At 69.3% G+C, this 15883-nt stretch carries 17 protein-coding genes; 8 read left to right on the top strand and 9 right to left on the bottom strand.

Annotated elements, in window-relative coordinates; genetic code table 11:
- Positions 1-1208: 1208 nt before the first annotated feature.
- Positions 1209-1751, bottom strand: coding sequence for a dihydrofolate reductase family protein (locus KME75_RS15340; protein ID WP_219415462.1), 543 nt, complete (start codon positions 1749-1751; stop codon positions 1209-1211).
- Between the two features lie 485 nt (positions 1752-2236).
- Between KME75_RS15340 and KME75_RS15345 the strand changes: the two genes are divergently transcribed.
- The 6 genes from KME75_RS15345 to KME75_RS15370 all read left to right on the top strand — a co-directional run bounded on the left by KME75_RS15345 (position 2237) and on the right by KME75_RS15370 (position 7155).
- The gene (locus KME75_RS15345) at positions 2237-2533 is read left to right on the top strand and encodes a hypothetical protein (RefSeq protein ID WP_219415463.1); all 297 of its coding nucleotides are present in this window, start codon (positions 2237-2239) and stop codon (positions 2531-2533) included.
- Positions 2534-3019: 486 nt separating this feature from the next.
- Complete coding sequence (locus tag KME75_RS15350; protein ID WP_219415464.1) at positions 3020-4279, top strand: APC family permease; 1260 nt, start codon at positions 3020-3022, stop codon at positions 4277-4279.
- Positions 4280-4364: 85 nt separating this feature from the next.
- Positions 4365-4712, top strand: a complete 348-nt coding sequence (locus tag KME75_RS15355; RefSeq protein WP_219415467.1) for an Rv3488 family transcriptional regulator — start codon at positions 4365-4367, stop codon at positions 4710-4712.
- A 62-nt stretch (positions 4713-4774) separates the two neighbouring features.
- Positions 4775-5053 carry a hypothetical protein gene (locus KME75_RS15360; protein WP_219415470.1) on the top strand — a complete coding sequence of 93 codons (279 nt, stop codon included), beginning with the start codon at positions 4775-4777 and terminating at the stop codon, positions 5051-5053.
- A 295-nt stretch (positions 5054-5348) separates the two neighbouring features.
- Positions 5349-5741, top strand: a complete 393-nt coding sequence (locus KME75_RS15365; protein ID WP_219415471.1) for a hypothetical protein — start codon at positions 5349-5351, stop codon at positions 5739-5741.
- Between the two features lie 334 nt (positions 5742-6075).
- Positions 6076-7155, top strand: a complete 1080-nt coding sequence (locus KME75_RS15370; RefSeq protein WP_219415473.1) for a helicase associated domain-containing protein — start codon at positions 6076-6078, stop codon at positions 7153-7155.
- Between the two features lie 38 nt (positions 7156-7193).
- Here KME75_RS15370 and KME75_RS45890 read toward each other — a convergent pair whose 3' ends face one another.
- The 6 genes from KME75_RS45890 to KME75_RS46765 form a co-directional block, all read right to left on the bottom strand.
- On the bottom strand, positions 7194-8006 hold the full coding sequence (locus tag KME75_RS45890) for a winged helix-turn-helix transcriptional regulator (RefSeq protein ID WP_219415475.1): 813 nt from the start codon (positions 8004-8006) through the stop codon (positions 7194-7196).
- An 18-nt stretch (positions 8007-8024) separates the two neighbouring features.
- Positions 8025-8795 (bottom strand): phosphate ABC transporter ATP-binding protein PstB, encoded by a 771-nt coding sequence (pstB, locus tag KME75_RS15380; RefSeq protein ID WP_219415529.1) that lies wholly within the window; start codon positions 8793-8795, stop codon positions 8025-8027.
- 140 nt (positions 8796-8935) lie between these two features.
- Complete coding sequence (gene pstA, locus KME75_RS15385; protein ID WP_219415476.1) at positions 8936-9859, bottom strand: phosphate ABC transporter permease PstA; 924 nt, start codon at positions 9857-9859, stop codon at positions 8936-8938.
- Positions 9859-10809 carry a phosphate ABC transporter permease subunit PstC gene (gene pstC, locus KME75_RS15390; RefSeq protein WP_219415477.1) on the bottom strand — a complete coding sequence of 317 codons (951 nt, stop codon included), beginning with the start codon at positions 10807-10809 and terminating at the stop codon, positions 9859-9861. Before pstC ends, pstA begins: the two co-directional genes overlap by 1 nt.
- A 94-nt stretch (positions 10810-10903) precedes the next feature.
- A complete protein-coding gene (locus KME75_RS15395) occupies positions 10904-11956 on the bottom strand; it encodes a PstS family phosphate ABC transporter substrate-binding protein (protein ID WP_219415478.1) in 1053 nt (350 codons plus the stop codon).
- A 573-nt stretch (positions 11957-12529) separates the two neighbouring features.
- On the bottom strand, positions 12530-13153 hold the full coding sequence (locus tag KME75_RS46765; RefSeq protein WP_372452605.1) for a three-helix bundle dimerization domain-containing protein: 624 nt from the start codon (positions 13151-13153) through the stop codon (positions 12530-12532).
- Between KME75_RS46765 and KME75_RS15400 the strand changes: the two genes are divergently transcribed.
- A complete protein-coding gene (locus KME75_RS15400; RefSeq protein ID WP_219415480.1) occupies positions 13113-14117 on the top strand; it encodes an inorganic phosphate transporter in 1005 nt (334 codons plus the stop codon). The two genes, KME75_RS46765 and KME75_RS15400, sit on opposite strands and share 41 nt — an antisense overlap.
- 221 nt (positions 14118-14338) lie before the next feature.
- Here the strand turns inward: KME75_RS15400 and KME75_RS15405 are convergent, their stop codons facing one another.
- The gene (locus KME75_RS15405) at positions 14339-14488 is read right to left on the bottom strand and encodes a hypothetical protein (protein WP_219415481.1); all 150 of its coding nucleotides are present in this window, start codon (positions 14486-14488) and stop codon (positions 14339-14341) included.
- A 414-nt stretch (positions 14489-14902) separates the two neighbouring features.
- Positions 14903-15271 (bottom strand): ArsR/SmtB family transcription factor, encoded by a 369-nt coding sequence (locus KME75_RS15410; RefSeq protein ID WP_219415483.1) that lies wholly within the window; start codon positions 15269-15271, stop codon positions 14903-14905.
- Positions 15272-15331: 60 nt separating this feature from the next.
- Between KME75_RS15410 and KME75_RS15415 the strand changes: the two genes are divergently transcribed.
- On the top strand, positions 15332-15745 hold the full coding sequence (locus KME75_RS15415) for a DUF3040 domain-containing protein (RefSeq protein WP_219415484.1): 414 nt from the start codon (positions 15332-15334) through the stop codon (positions 15743-15745).
- Positions 15746-15883 lie beyond the last annotated feature (138 nt).

Consider the following 15883-nt stretch of genomic DNA (forward strand, 5'->3'; position numbering starts at 1 on the left):
TGGAGATCCGCACCGTCTCCAGCCGCTGCCCGGACTCGGTCATCCGCACCAGCACCGACCGGCGCCGATGCAGATCCATCCCGACGATCTGCCGACCCTCGTACGATTCGCTCACAGGGGCCTCCTCAAATCGATGGTGTGAGCACCCCGAGCATGAGCCGGGAGTCACGAGGAGCGGAGGCCCCGCTCCTTCATCACATCAGCGGATCGCGATATGGACAGACGGGCGAAAACCCCTAGTAACACGACCCGTCGCGAAGTGGGCTTCTGCGCTGCTGGGATTGCCGAACTCCCTGGTGACGTGCGAACATCGCGCCCTACGCCTCCTCGAAGCCGATGGCGGTGTCGTCGCCAGTACTCGGCCACGCGGCAGATGACTGGGCAGCATCGACTGCACTGGTCGGCGCGACGACGGGCGCAGTCGCCAGTTAGCTGACGATCACTGCGTGTCGCGGATGGTCGACTCACAGGCGGCTGACCAGGCAGAACTCCTGAGCCTAGTGACACGACGGTTCACCAGGCCAAGCACTGTTTCCGCTGCTCAGACCGCGTTTTCGTGTGCTTTCGTGCCAGCCCAGCTGCGGAACCCCGGCACCACCGACAGTTTGCGACGTCCAAGCAGGTCACCGGCCTGCCCGACCTGCCTGGGTGCCGATGTGCGCTCAGGGCCGCGCGGGCCGAGAGAACTGCCCGGATGGAGCGCCTGCGGCGGGGGGCCTGGCGGCCCTTGGCTTAGCACGGCCGCCCTCCCGGTCAAGGGCGCTGCGCTGCGCTCCGCGTCGCTACCGCGACGGGCCTGCGGCCGCCCGCGACCGCGAGCCTCCACGGCCGTGCTGGGACGCCGTGCGGGGCGGGGGAACAGCGCCCCGCCACCCCCAGGGGACGGGCCGACAGGCCCAACAGCAGGGAGGCCAGCATGGGCACCAGCACCGCGACCAGCGCGACGAGCAGCAGGGGACGTCGACCCCGACGATCTGGTCTGCCCCGGGGGCGGGGAACAGGCTGCCGGGGCTCCTTATCTTGAGTCAGAAGAACGATCATGGCTGTGACCTGCGCGTCCACCTGATGCACGGTGTCGGCGAGGCAGGTGCTTGGCCGGGTCCGTGAGTGATGGAAAATCACTTATCGGCGTGTCGCGTCGGGCTGAGCCGGCTCGCTCACCGGCGGCGGTGAGCGAGCCGCTCGGTCAGGTGACGGGACGGTTCAAATCATCGGGTGGTTGGGGTGTATTGCAGCTCCAGCGCTCCGCTCTGGAGTGCCTTGGACCCGGTGAGTCGGAGCGGCACGCGTTTGGTGGGCATGTCGTCGAAGAGCCGGGGGCCCTCGCCGACGATCGGCAGCACGGTCACGTTGAGTTCGTCCAGGAGGTCGTTGGCCAGCAGCCACCGCACGAGCGTTGGGCTGCCCTGCACCAGGACGTTCCCCTCGCCCTCGGTTCGAAGCTGCGCGATCCGCTGAGGATTGCCGTCGATGATCGTCACGCCGTCGCGCGGGGCGTTGTTGAGTGTCGAGGACACGACGTATGTCGGTGTCGCGTCAAGGAAGGCGAGCATCGGTGAGTCGGGGTGCTCGACGCGCAGTCGCTCGTAGCCCTCGTAGGAGCGCCGGCCCAGCAGGAGCGTGCTGGCACTGCGCCAGCCGGCCGTGATAGCCGCGAAGAGCTCCTCGTCGAAGTAGGGGAACTGCCAGTCGTCATCGGCGTCCACGATGCCGTCCAGCGAGGTGAAGAGCCCGGTTACGATCTTGCCCATCTGATCAGCCTCCAGGTTGGTCGTCTGAGAACTGACGACGCGAAGCGCGTGAAATCATCGGTCCATCGCTCGGCGTTCGCCGAGGGCTTCAGCGAGCGCGGCGCGGAGCCGTTGGTTGTCGGCGTCGAGGTGCCGGATGCGTTCGGTGGCCAGTTCCAGGCGGCGCCGCAGGGAGGGGTCGGTGGCGCGCTGCCGGTCGGGGGACGCTCGCGTGCTCGCAGGCGCTCGATCTCGACGCGCAGGTCGGGCTGGTTGTAGAGCCAGGACCGAAGACACCCCGGCTTCGCGGGCGACGGAATCGCCGATCACGCGCGGGGTGTGCGGCAGCGAATTCGAGCCTGATCAGGCCAGCGGGATGAGGCGGCCGGGGGTGCGGTGTGATCACCCTGGCATAGTCAGCCCGTTCGCGCGGAGCAACACGCGGACGATCTACGCCACTCCTCCGGGCTCAATCTGGTGAGTTCGGCCCGACTGAAGGTCCTCCGATGGTCCTGCATCAGATCCCGATATCGGGGTACGACTGCGTCGACTACCACGGAAGGGACAAGTCGATGGTCGACCGTATGCAGTACCCCGAGACCGACCCGCGCCACCACACGATCAAGCTCCGAAACATGCTCGACGAAGCCGCCGACCATGCCCGCGAGGACGTCGGCAAGATTGACGACCCGCGAGGACAGGCCCTGTTCGAGACCTCCGCCGAGGTGCTGGGGGGCCTGTCGAGGGCCCTGTCGGACTTCGAGGCGCGCAACGAACCGGCGTGGCAGGACCGCCAGTCCTGACCGGGAACGCCAGACGAGAACGGCACGTCCGCGCCGCGCCTGTTCGGTGCGGTGCGGCGCGGTGCGGTGCGGACGAGTCGGCGCTCGTCGCGACGGCCCGCTCAGCGTCCGTCGCGCCATGCGGCCAGGCGGGCGTCGATCGACCAGCGTCCCGCGCCGACGATGAGCAGCAGCAGCAGGCCGGCGCGGGGATGCCTGCTTCGGCGAAGCGACCGACGCCCCGCTCGGCGGGGAACAGGAACTTCTGGATGCCCTCGGACATGAACGTCGCCCCCACCGCGAGCCGGATCAGGATCACCGCGGCCGGGGCGTGCGTCAACATCAGCCATTGGCTGCCTGTTGTCCTGGTCGTGGTCATATCACTGCTGCTCACCGCTATCCCTTCACGCGTTGCTGACCGCGCGGCCGCCGACGGATATCGTTCGTCGATATCGTAGAGCCATACCCCGGAGAGGGCGGGTCCAAACCGCCCAGTTGAGGGAGCGCATGTTGAGTAATCAACCGCAGCTGGCTCGTCGGCTCGGGACGTTCGATGCGGTGATCATCGGGCTGGGCTCGATGATCGGGGCCGGGGTGTTCGCGGCGTTCGCCCCCGCCGCGGCGGCCGCGGGCGCCGGGCTGCTGGTCGGGCTCGCGATCGCCGCCGTCGTCGCCTACTGCAACGCCACCGCCTCGGCCCAGCTGGCCGCGCAGTACCCCACCTCCGGTGGCACCTACGTCTACGGGCGCGAGCGGCTCGGGGACTGGTGGGGGTTCCTCGCCGGGTGGGGATTCGTCATCGGCAAGACCGCCAGCTGCGCGGCCATGGCGTTGACCTTCGCCGCCTACGCCGTCCCGCCGGCCTGGCAGCGCCCGGTTGCGATCGCGGCGGTCCTCGCACTGGCCGCGGTGAACTACCGCGGAGTCACCCGCACGGCCCGGCTGACCCGCGTCATCGTCGCGGTCGTCCTGGCCGCGCTGATCATGGTCGTCACCGCCGGCCTGCTCGGCGGCCAGCCCGACCCCGCCCGGCTGACCGACGGGTTCCTCGGCGAACCGGGCGTCTACGGGGTGCTCCAGTCGGCGGGCCTGCTGTTCTTCGCGTTCGCCGGCTATGCCCGCATCGCCACCATGGGTGAGGAGGTCCGCGACCCGCAGCGGACGATCCCGCGCGCGATCGTGGTCGCCCTCGCGATCGCTGTCGCCGTCTACGCGGTCGTCGGCGTGACCGCGCTGCTGGCTCTTGGTCCGGACCGGCTCGCGGCCTCGGCGGCGCCACTGGTGGACGCGGTGGCCGCGGGTAGCTGGGATTGGGCGGTGCCCGTCGTGGCCGTGGGTGGGGCCGCCGCGGCGCTCGGGGCGCTGCTCGCGTTGATCGCCGGGGTCGGGCGCGCCACGCTCGCGATGGCCCGGCAGGCAGACCTGCCCCGCTGGCTGGCCGCGGTGCACCCCCGCCACCAGGTACCGCACCGCGCCGAGATCGCCCTCGCCGTCGTGGTGTCGCTGCTCGTGCTCGCCGTCGACCTGCGCGGCGCGATCGGGTTCTCCTCGTTCGGGGTGCTCGTCTACTACCTGATCGCGAACCTGTCGGCCTTCACCCAGCCCGCCGAGCAGCGTCGCTTCCCCCGCTGGCTGCAGGTCCTCGGCGCCGCCGGTTGCGTGCTGCTCGTGGCCACGCTGCCCTGGCAGGCCGTCGTCGCCGGGGTCGGGGTGTTCGCCCTGGGCGTCGGCTACCGCGCCGTCCGCCTGAGCGTCACCCGCCGCTGACCCCGGAGCCGCTGGGAGCAAGGCAGTAGTGTCGATCCCGATATCGGTTCCGTCATCAGCAAGGATTCCGGGAGGTGGGGGCCAGGTGCGCGAGTTCCTACGCGGCGCGGTGCGGCTGCATATCCTGCATCACGCCGCCGAGCAGGACATCCACGGCGCCTGGATGACCCAGGAACTCGCCCGACACGGCTACCAGATCAGCCCCGGCACCCTCTACCCGACACTGCATCGGCTCGAAGCCGACGGCCTACTCACCTCGCAGCAGCGCGTCGTCGACGGCCGGACCCGCCGGGTGTACCGGGCCACCGACGCCGGCCGCGAGGCACTGGCCGCCGACCGCGCCGCCCTGGCCGAACTCGCCCGCGAAGTCCTCCACCATGACCGTTCGACCGCCCCGCAGCACGACACGACCGAGAAACAGGACCCGGTCTGACGCCCTGCCTCGGCCCCCTCGAGCCAGAACCCGGGCTCCCGGCCTGGGACGTCATCAACGCAATGAGCCAGCCCACCCACCGCCGGCCGAACCCAACCGTCACCGCCGTGGCGGTTGCCGCCGCAGTCGTAGTCGTTGTACTGACTCTGCTGGTCGTCCTGGACCGCTACCCGCCACTTCCTGGGGACGCGCTCCTCAGCGCCGCGCTCGCAAGCGCGACCGGCGACGCGGGCCCGGCCGGCGCGGGCACCGGCGCCGCGATCTGGTCGACGATCACCTGGTTCGGCGCCGGCCCCATGCTCAGCATCGTCGGAGTGGCCGCGGCCGGGGTGCTGGCCTGACGCCGTCAACACGCCGACGCCGTGGCTGTATCAGGGGCAGTCCTTCAGCGACATTCTCGGCCGTCAAGACGATGACGACGACGAGACGACGGACATCGGATCGATGGACGCCGCCGCGCAACCAGCCCCGCAGTCGAACCGCCCGGCAGGTGGCACCGTACTGATCGGCGTCCCAGCCGCGCCGACCGGCCCTCCGGAGCCGCCCTCGCCACCGGCAGCATCGACGGGTCGAGCAGGGCCGGCGACAACACCGCCCGAACAGCCCACCCCGCCTCCCCCCGGAGCCCCCGCTCCGGTGGACGACCCTGGCACGTCCGGGCAACCTGCCGGCGCCGCTGCGCCTGGCACCGGTGCCCCCGGTGCACCCGTTGACAGTGCTGCGGGCGGCGCCGGGGACAGCGATTCGGGTGGTGGCGAGGAGGACGGCGGCTCGGACCCGGACTCGGGCGGCGAGGGAGACGGCGGCTCGACCGGTGGCGAGGAGGACGGCGGCTCGAACCCGGACTCGGGCGGCGAGGAGGACGGTGACTCGGGCCGCGGTGAGGACCGGAGCTCCGACGGCGATGAGGACGATATTTCACCCCTGCCCGATGCGAACTCCGACAGCCAGCCGGGCGCAGGAAAGGAGGACGGCGGCGAGGAGGATGGCGGCGAGGGCGACAGTGACGGATCCGGTGAGGAAGACTGAGCTGGCCAACCCGCCGAGCCCGATCAACCGCGTGAAGGGCCGAAAACTCGACTTCCGAGCGGTCGCAGGGTTCGGATCCTGCCAAGCCCAGGCGGGAAATGTGCCGTGGGCGAGGCCGGGTCCGCCGGATGGTCAGGCGCTGCGGTACACCACTCTGCTGGACGCCACTCAGTCCCCCGAGGGTGAACGCGACCTCCAGGCCGTGCGGAGGCCGCGGCCGGCGAGGTCCGAGCGGGCGCCGCGCATCTTGAGTGGTTACATGGCTTGCGTCTGTACGGCACGTCGTCCCTTCGCCCGCCGCTGGCCGCGGGCTGAGCAGCCCGGCGTCGAGGAGATGATGAGCGAGACCTGCAGTGACGCGGAGTGGGAGCGCGGCCTGGCGGCGTTGCGGAAGTTCGTCGCTCTTCGCGGTCCTGGCCGGTTGCCAACGCGAGCGATGGCGGATGGCGTTCAGGTGGGGTTGTGGGCCGCGAAGCGCCGTGAGGAGTACTGGGCCGGTGTCCTGGCGCCGGAGCGGGTGGCGGCCTTGCAGATAGTTCCCGGTTGGGACTGGTCCGGGCCGCATCAACGTCGGTGGGAGGACGGCCTTGCCGCGGTGCAGCGCTACGTCGCCGAGCACGGCACGACCGTGGTTCCCGCCGACGCCTGGATGGGCAAGTTAGCGGTCGGAGCGTGGGTTCGGGCGCAACATACGAGCTTCACAGCAGGCACCCTGCCTCGGCCGCTGGCCGCCCGACTCGAGGCCGTTCCGGGATGGGAATGGACCGGCGAGGACGAGCGCTGGGACCGCGGGATGCGGACGCTGCGGGCCTATGCGGCAATGCACGGTTCAGTGGGCGACATCGATGCGGACGTGGTGCACGACAGATTCCGCCTGGGTGCGTGGGTGCAGCGCTGTCGGGAGGATCACCGAGCGAGGGCATTGACCGCCGCGCGGACGCGGGCGCTGGAGGCCACACCTGGATGGCGCTGGAGCTCCGGCGACGAACGGTGGGAGCGGGCCCTGCATGCCCTGCACGAGTTCGTGGCTGAGCACGGGCATGCGCGTCCTCCGCAGCACGCCGTGGTCGACGGGGTTCCGATCGGGGTGTGGACCCGCAATCGGCGGAAAGAGTACCGAGCTGCGCGGCTGTCATCGCAGAGGGTGGCGGAGCTGGAGGCGTTGCCGGGGTGGACGTGGGCCGAGCAGGACATGCGGTGGCTGCAGGGGCTGTCGGCGCTGCAGCGCTTCGTCGAGGAGCACGGGCATGCGAGCCCACCGAGGGCTGCGGTGATGGAGGGTTACCGCATCGGGCACTGGGTCGACACTCAGCGGCTGAAGTACCGGCGTGGGCGGCTCGCCGCTGACCGCGTCGAGCGGCTGGAAGCCCTGCCTGGTTGGGTGTGGGACCCGCGAGGAGGTCCCCCTGCCTGATGCTGTTCTTCGGGGCTCAGCTGACGGGCATGGAGTCCCTAGGCGGAGGCGCCGGGCCTCGGCACGTTCCGGTCCGTCGCGGCGGTGTGTGTCACAGGAGGAACGTTGAGCTGGTAGCCGACCCGGCGGACCGCGATGATCCACCGCCCGCCGTCGTCGCCGAATCGGCGTCGGAGTCGCATGATGTGGACGGTGAGACTGTTGGCAGCCCCGATGGAGTTCGATCCCCATACGGCAGCGCAGATCTCGGCGCGAGACACCACGCGGCCCGCCCGTTCCGCGAGGAACCGCAAGAGCAGGTACTCCCGCAGCGGCAGCACGCTGTGCTCGCCGTCGAGCCACATCTCGGGAGCATCGCCGTCGACACGTAGCCGGCCGAGTTCGATGGGCAGTGCCCCGAGGGCGATCTCGCGCCCAGTGGGCGCCAGCGACTGCAGCAGCCGTAGCAGGTGCTCGGGCCGGTAGGGGTGACTGATGACCGCCGCCGGTTTCAGCGCCGCCAACTGCGCGGCGAGTTCCCCGTCGTGCGGTCCGACACCGGCTATGACGGGCAAGTGGGGCTCGTGCTCGTGCAGAATCTGCAGCAGTGCGACGGGCCCGAGTCGGCCGGTGACCGGCCCGAGAACGACGATGTCCGGGCGCGCCCGCCCGATCAGCACGAGCGCGTCGGCCGGATCGTGGGCGATGCGCAACTCGAGTGGCTGCCCGGACAGAGCGACAGCGAGACTGTCGGCGATCTCCTCCTGATCGACCACAAGCACTGCGATGCGCTCAATCTGTGCAGTGCGTCGCCGTGCCGGCTCTCGCCCGTGCGGCGCTGCTTTGGCGTCGACGTCCTCCCCGACTGACACGCGGTACCTGCGTCTTTCTCAGCCGAAGCGACCGGAGATGTAGTCCTCGGTCCGCTTGTCCTTGGGGTTGGAAAAGATGGTGGCGGTCTTGTCGTACTCGACGAGAAGACCTGTCCGGTTACCGGTGGTGTCGTCGGCCTGGGCGGTGAAGAACGCCGTGCGGTCAGACACGCGGGCGGCCTGCTGCATGTTGTGCGTGACGATGATGATCGTGAACTGCTGCCGCAGCTCCATCATTAGGTCCTCGATGCGCGAGGTCGCGATCGGGTCCAGCGCCGAGCACGGCTCATCCATCAGCAGGACGTCGGGCTGGGTGGCGATGGTGCGGGCGATGCACAGCCGTTGCTGCTGCCCACCGGACAGGCCGTAGGCGTTCTGCTTCAGCTTGTCCTTCACCTCGTCCCACAGCGCCGCGCCGCGGAGAGCCTGCTCCACGACCTCGTCCAGGTTCTTGGTCTTCATCCCCGTGACGCGCGGCCCGTACGCGACGTTGTCGTAGATCGACTTGGGGAACGGGTTCGGCTTTTGGAACACCATGCCGATGCGGCGCCGCACTTCGATCGGATCGACGTCGCGGTCATAGATGTTCTGTCCGTGGTAGGTGACAGCGCCGGTGACACGGGCGGAGCTCACCAGGTCGTTCATCCGGTTGAGGCATCGAATGACTGTGGACTTGCCACACCCGGAGGGCCCGATCAGGGCAGTGATCTCGTTGTGGCCGAACTCCAGGGTCACATCGCGCACGGCGAGGAAGTCGCCGTAGTACACGTTGAGCGCCTTGGCGGCCATGACGCCATAAGGGGTCTCCGGAATGTCGCGGTGGTTGCGCTGCTCCACGGCGACCATCGCCTCGCCGTCGTCGTCGAGCGCGGGGTCGCCCAGGGTCTTCTGCCGGGCAGAGGAAGAAGTCATGGAAGAGTCCTCGTCTTTCACCAGCGACGCTGGAGCTTGTTGCGGATCAGGATCGCGACGCCGTTCAGCAGCAGCAACAACAGGAGCAGGATGATGATCGCCGCGGACGCGACCTCGCGGAACTCCGCCTGCGGCTGGCCCACCCAGTTGTAGATCTGCACGGGCAGGGTGGTGAAACCGGACAGCAGCCCGTTGGGGTCGAACGTGACGAAGACGAACGCCCCGAGCAGGAGCAGCGGCGCAGCCTCGCCGATCGCCCGCGACACCGCCAGGATGGTGCCGGTCGCGATACCGGGAACCGCGGCTGGCAGCGTCTGCTTCCACACGGTCTGCCACTGCGTCGCACCGAGGGCGAGCGAGCCGGCGCGGATCTCCTGCGGCACCGCCCGCAGCGACTCACGGGTCGCGATGATGATGACCGGCAGGATCAGCAGCGTCAGTGCGATCGCGCCGAAGATAACGGCGTTGACGTTGCGCAGACCGAGCACCGGAGCCAGGACACCGGCAACGCTGAGGGTGAGCAGGCCGTAGATGATCGACGGGACCGCGGCGAGGTTCTGGATGTTCAGCTCGACGAGCCGGAAGTACCACTTGTCCGAGTCGCCGAACTCCTCCAGGTACACCGCGGCGGCGACGCCGAGGGGAACCGCGAGCACGATGGTGGTGGCGATGACCCACAGCGTGCCCAGGATCGCGGCGCGCGCGCCGGCCTTCTCCGGGAACAGCTGCGAGGTGTAGGCCGTCAGCAGATTCGCATCAAGCCGACCGGCGCCCTCCACGATCGTGGTGATGAGCAGGGCGGCGAGGAAGGCCAGCGCGACGAACAGGCTGAACCACAGCGCGATCAGGAAGGCGACCGCCGCCGGAGACCGGTCACCGCGGGTCGTCGCACGCCCCAACCGCCGCGGCTCGGCACGGACGAGCTGCTCGATGGTGGCCATCAGTAGACCTCCCGGAAGCGGCGGACGAGCCGGATGCTGAGCAAGTTGATCAGTAGCGTGATCGCGAACAGCGTCAGCCCGACCGCGAAGAGCGTGTTGAACGCCAGCGACCCGGGCGGGTTCTCCCCGGTCGCGGCCTGAGCGATGTAACCGGTCATGGTCTGGGCGCCCTCGCGCGGATCCGCGATGATCTGCGCCTGGTTGCCCGCCGCGATGGCCAGGATCATGGTCTCGCCGACCGCGCGGGAGATGCCCAGCACGATCGCGGCGATGATGCCGGAGATCGCCGCCGGGAACACCACCTTGAGGGTGGTCGTCATCCTGTTCGCACCCAGTGCGGCCGACCCCTGCCGCAGCGAGTCCGGCACCGCTGACATCGCGTCCTCCGACAGAGAGGCGATCGTCGGGATGATGAACACGCCGAGAACGACGCCCGCGGCCAGCACGCTGAACGTCCCGACCTCGATCCCGAGCAGCCCACGCAGCAGCGAGGGCGCGATGAAGTTCAGCGCGAAGAAGCCCAGGACCACCGAGGGGATGCCGGCGAGCACCTCGAGCACGGGCTTGAGAATGCGCCGGACCCGGGTGCTGGCGTACTCCGACAGGAACATGGCCGCACCGAGACCGAGCGGTACGGCGACAAGCAGCCCGATCGCGGTGGTCCACAGGGTGCCCACGATCAGGGGCAGGACGCCGTACTCGGGATCGGCGAAGGTCGGGGTCCACCGGGTGCCGGTGAAGAATTCGACGAGCCCGATCTCCCGGAAGAAGCTCAGCGCGGGCAGCACGAGCGAGATCACGATGCCGATCGTGATCACCACCGACAGGATGGCCGCCGCCTGCAACAGCACGATGATGATCCGCTCGCCGGTGCGGTTGGAGGATCTCCTGAGGGACGGCGGCGTGGTGGAGCCCCGTGGCCCCTTCCCGCCGACGGCTGTGGTGCTCACTCGTTCGCTACCTCTCCATAGTGAGCGGGGGTACCTTCCGAAGCTACCTGTGACCGAGCGCGCCGCGGAGGGCGTGCTCGGTCACAGGCGGGCTTCAGCTGGCGATGGACTGGACCGTGCTCTGCAGCTCGGCCTTCTGCTGGTCGTTCAGCTGCACGTACTGGGCAGCCTCGGTGATCTGGTCGATCTGCGCCACGTAGAAGTCGATGAACTCCTTGACCTCGGGGCGCGTGTAGGCCTCGTTGTTCACGTAGATGAACAGCGGTCGGGCCAGCGGGACGTAGGTGCCGTCCTGCACGGTCTGCGCGCTGGGCGCGACGCAGCCCTGGCCGCCGTCGACCTCGACCGCCTTGAGACGCTCCTGGTTCTCCTCGAAGTAGGTGTAGCCGAAGTACGCGGTGGCACCGCGCGCGCCCTCGACGCCCTGAACCAGGACGTTGTCATCCTCCGAGGCGGAGTAGTCGGTGCGCGACGCACCCTCCTCGCCGTTGATCGCGTCGGTGAAGTAGTCGAACGTGCCCGAGTCGGTGCCCGGTCCGAAGAGCGCCAGCGGCTCGTCCGGGAACGACGGGTCGACCTGGTTCCAGTTTGTGATCTGACCCTCGGACTCCGGGCCCCAGATCGTGTTGAGCTGCTCGACGGTCAAGCAGCTCGCCCAGTCGTTCTCCGGGTTCACGACGACGGTCAGCGCGTCGTTGGCCACCACCAGCTCGGTGTACTCGACACCCGCCGACTGGCACGCGGCGATCTCGTCCTCGCCGATGGGCCGGGAGGCGTTGGAGATGTCGGTGTTGCCACTGCAGAACTGCTCGAACCCACCGCCGGTTCCGGAGGTGGCGACGGTGACGTTGACGTTGGGGTTCTCCGCACGGAACAGCTCGGCGGCGGCGCTCGTCAGGGGAGCGACGGTCGAGGAGCCGTCGGCCCGAACCTGGCCGGAGGCCTGGCCGCCGCCTTCGCCGCCACCCTCGCCGGTCGTGTTCGGGCCGGCCTGCTGTCCGCCGCAAGCTGTCAGTGCCAGGGAGGCAGCGACGAGCGCGGCGGCAACGCGCACTCCGCGCACCTGCTTGATGATCACGAAAGGGCCCTTTCTCGGCGTGGTCGCGGCGGGAGCGCGGGAAGTTTCACCCCTGCCGCGGGACGCCACCGATCGAACCGCAGGTGTCTAAACGGGAGGTGAACCAGTCCTGAATAGCTCACCTGATTGGGCCTCGATTGCGTCACAACCGGCGGCTTTCGTGAGGCATGCCACCAGTCCGGTGTGCTGCGGGCGTGGCGCATGGCACACGGGACGACCTGCGGTGATTCGCTGCCGACATCCTTGCCGGCGGCGAGCACTCGCACTGTCGCGGTGCCGCGGTAGCTCGCGCTGCTCACTCGTTTGGAGTCACTGCGGCGCGAGACCTGCCACGCAGAGTAACTGGTTCAGTTGTTCGGCCCAACAGGCTCACGACCTCGGCGACCGCGTTCTTCGCGGTTCGCGCCGCACCGACGATCGTTGCCGAGGCGGTGCCGGTCCAGTCGCCGTATCCGAGCAGGTGCAGCCGCGGTTCGTCGATCGACCGGGTGCCCTCGGTACGGGGCAGGCCGTTGCGGTACCGGAGATGCAGCGGATCGAACGCAGATGGAGACGTTCGGGAAGGCATCGGCTACCAGCAGCAAGGGGCGAACGGCGGGATCCACCTCGTGGCTGCGCATTCCCGCGCTGATCCCGGCGTCACTACCGCCGACGATCACCAGACGTGTCATGACTGGAGCCCTCACTCCGGGTCGTAGGGCGTGCGGCGGTCCGGGTACCGACCGGACCCGCTAGTGCGGATGACCGCTGGGGTTGGCCGGACAGCGCGAGCGTGAGACGTTCGCGGGCCAGGCGCCGTGTGAGCGCCACCAAGTGGGTGCGCACGGTGGCGTCCTGGCGAACGTCTGCATAGCACTCGAACACGCAGCGGTAGATCTCGGTCTCCGTGAAAGCCCCGTCGAAGCGCAGGACCAGCTCCGACACTGCACGTTCCAACGCGTCGATCTCGGAGCGCAACGGCGGCTGGCCGCCGGGGCTCCCGTGAGCCTGCGTCATCCGGACCCCGTCCCTCTCCTGCTTCGGGTCATTTCCTCGGGCAACGGTATCGAAGGCTGTCGATATCGAGCCACACTGTGCGGTGTTGCGTCCGGGTCCCCGACGGCGGCAGCGCCGGGAACCGGTGCGGTGGCCGCCGCACGACCGGTTGACCGGTGTGCGGGGGGCAGCGAGACGGGTACCTCCTTGCCTGGCGGCTCCGTCGGTCACCGGCCACGAGGAGTAGATGATGGACGCGACGCTCCTGGCGATCGGAGCCATCGTTCTCATCGCGCTGGTGTTCGACTTCACCAACGGCTTCCACGATGCCGCGAACGCGATCGCCACCTCGATCTCGACCCGGGCGCTGGCCCCTCGAACTGCGCTGTTGCTGGCGGCCGTCATGAACTTCGTCGGCGCGCTACTGGGCACCGGCGTCGCGCAGACCGTGGGCTCGGGGATCATCGAGACGCCCACCGGCGGGAGCGGACTGCTGGTCGTCACCGGCGCCGTCGTCGGTGCCATCGCCTGGAACCTGCTGACGTGGTGGCTCGGGCTGCCGTCGTCGTCGTCGCATGCGCTCATCGGCGGCCTCATCGGGGCCGCGATCAGCGCGAGCTCCGGCGTCCAGTGGGACGGCGTTGTCGACAAAGTCGTCGTTCCGATGATCCTGTCGCCCTTGATCGGGGGCACAGCCGCGTTCCTGCTCATGGCGGGCATCCTGTGGATCTTCCGGGCCAGGCATCCGAGTAGGGTCAACCGAGGGTTCCGGACCGCGCAGACCGTGTCGGCGACCGCGATGGCCCTCGGGCACGGCCTGCAGGACGCGCAGAAGACGATGGGCGTCATCGTGCTCGCCCTGGTGACCGCGGGTTATCAGGACGGCTTTGACGTCCCGCTGTGGGTCATCCTCGCGGTGGCGGCCGCGCTGTCGCTGGGCACATACGCGGGTGGGTGGCGGATCATCCGGACACTGGGCCGGCGCATCGTGCACCTCGATCCGGCGCGCGGCTTCGCCGCCGAGACCACCGCAGCGTCGGTCCTCTACGTCACCGCGTTCGCCTACGAGGTCCCGGTTTCCACGACCCACACGATCACCTCGGCGGTCCTGGGCGCCGGCGCCACCCGCCGGTTCTCCGCGGTGCGCTGGGGCGTGGCCGGGAACATCCTCACTGCCTGGGTGCTGACGATCCCCGGCGCCGGTCTCGTCGCCGCCGTGACCTACCAACTGCTGCATTTGGTGATTCCGACGTAAGGGCCGATGACGAAGGAGGGCGTGATGACGAACCTGTCGGCCCAGCCACCACGACTGCGTGCGGGCTGGCACTTCGACCGGACCGACGGCGCCTGCCTCATGGAGTATGTCTCGATGCTCGCGGGCGTCAGATTCACGACACGCCCCGCTGCACCGACCCCCTGCTCGCCGCGCTCGCGCAGCTCGTCAATGACCTCGTGAGCGACAAGGTGCGGCCCGAACTACTGGCCTTCGCGCCGCGACTTGTCGAACTCCCTCGCGGCGAAGCGCAGTCGGCGCCCGCCGTCGTCTCCGCCGCCCTGGGCGCCGTCGAGGCGGTGCACCCGGCCCGCCGTGACCTCGCTCGGCATCAGCGTCGCGCACAGCGACACGCGTCAACGATCAGTCGTGTCGCGAGTCGAGCGATCAGCGCGTCCCTGCTGGACGCGATCTATCGACGTGGACCAGCTCGGCATGCCCTGATGTGCGCGGTCCGCGTTGCCTGCAAGTCGGAAGCATCAGCAGCGCGAGACGAGCTGCTCCGTGCGATCCTCGGCGCTGCGATCGCCGCGGCAGCGCTCCACGCGCCGCGTCAGGCCCACCGTGCCGGCCTACCTGGCCGTGAACCGCGACAGAGCTCGACGTACGATCACCGCGACGACTGCGCCACCGATCGCGGCGGCGACAACTAGGTCGGTCGACGCGAGCACCGTCCAGCCCCAGAGCAGGCCGAGCGCGCCGGCCAACGCGAACGAGAGCCACGGGGGCAGCCGGGGCGGTTGACCCCGGTCACTGCAAGCCACCGGTCAACCGAGCAGCGTGCGAATCTCGTCGATCCGATCGCTGGCAACGGCGTACCACACCCAGCTGCCGCGTCGCTCTCGATGCAGCACGCCTGCGTCGAACAGCACACGCAGATGGTGGCTGACCGTGGGCTGGGACAGTCCCAGTTCCCGGACCAGATCGGCCACGCACACCTCCCCGCCCGGTGCCACGCGGATCAGCGAGATGATCTGCAGACGGGCTGGATCGGCGAGCGCCTTGAGGACCTGCGCGAGGCGCCCGGCGTCGGCGCGATCCAGGGCAGCGCCCGAGAGCGGCGCACAGCACAGCGGGTCGATCACGCAGTCGGCCTCGGTCGGGGCCTTGGACCGCCGGACCGCGGATGCGCTCATGGCTCGAGCGTAGCGGGACATCGACCGTCTTCGATATGGCCCATATCGATAGCCATCGATATGGAAGGTTCGTATGACGACACCGCATGTCACGCCGATGCTCGGGACGCTGATGCGGCCGCCGTTGTGTGCCTGGCCCCGGCTCCGGAACATGATGCCGACGGCGCCGGGGCCGTCGTGAGTAACGGCCGCGCTGCGCTGACGCGGCGGGAGCGTCGGGCACTACGTGCTACCGAGAAGCTGCTCGCTGCGGAAGATCCAAAGCTGGCCGCCGCGCTCGCCACGGAAGCCGCACGGGTCGACCGGGTTCCGGAGCGGCTCGCGGGCGCCTTGATCGTGGTGGCCGGGCTCCTGCTGGCCGGTGGAGTCCTCGCGAACGATGCGTCGATGCGCATGGGCGCGCTCCTCGTTGCGATGGTGACCCTCCCGGTCATTCTGGTGGTGGCCACAGCGCGCAGGACATCTGGTGGATGAGGCGGTGCACGTCCAGAGGGCCGGCAGGCGAGCGCGGAGCGGCGCCCTCCCTGGCTCGGACGCTCGATTGGTTCACATTTCGTTGGTGTCCGGTTCATGTTCGTGTCTTCCCGCAGGTCCCACGCCCGCATACCGTGC

Source organism: Pseudonocardia nigra, assembly GCF_019396355.1.
Lineage (GTDB): Bacteria > Actinomycetota > Actinomycetes > Mycobacteriales > Pseudonocardiaceae > Pseudonocardia > Pseudonocardia nigra.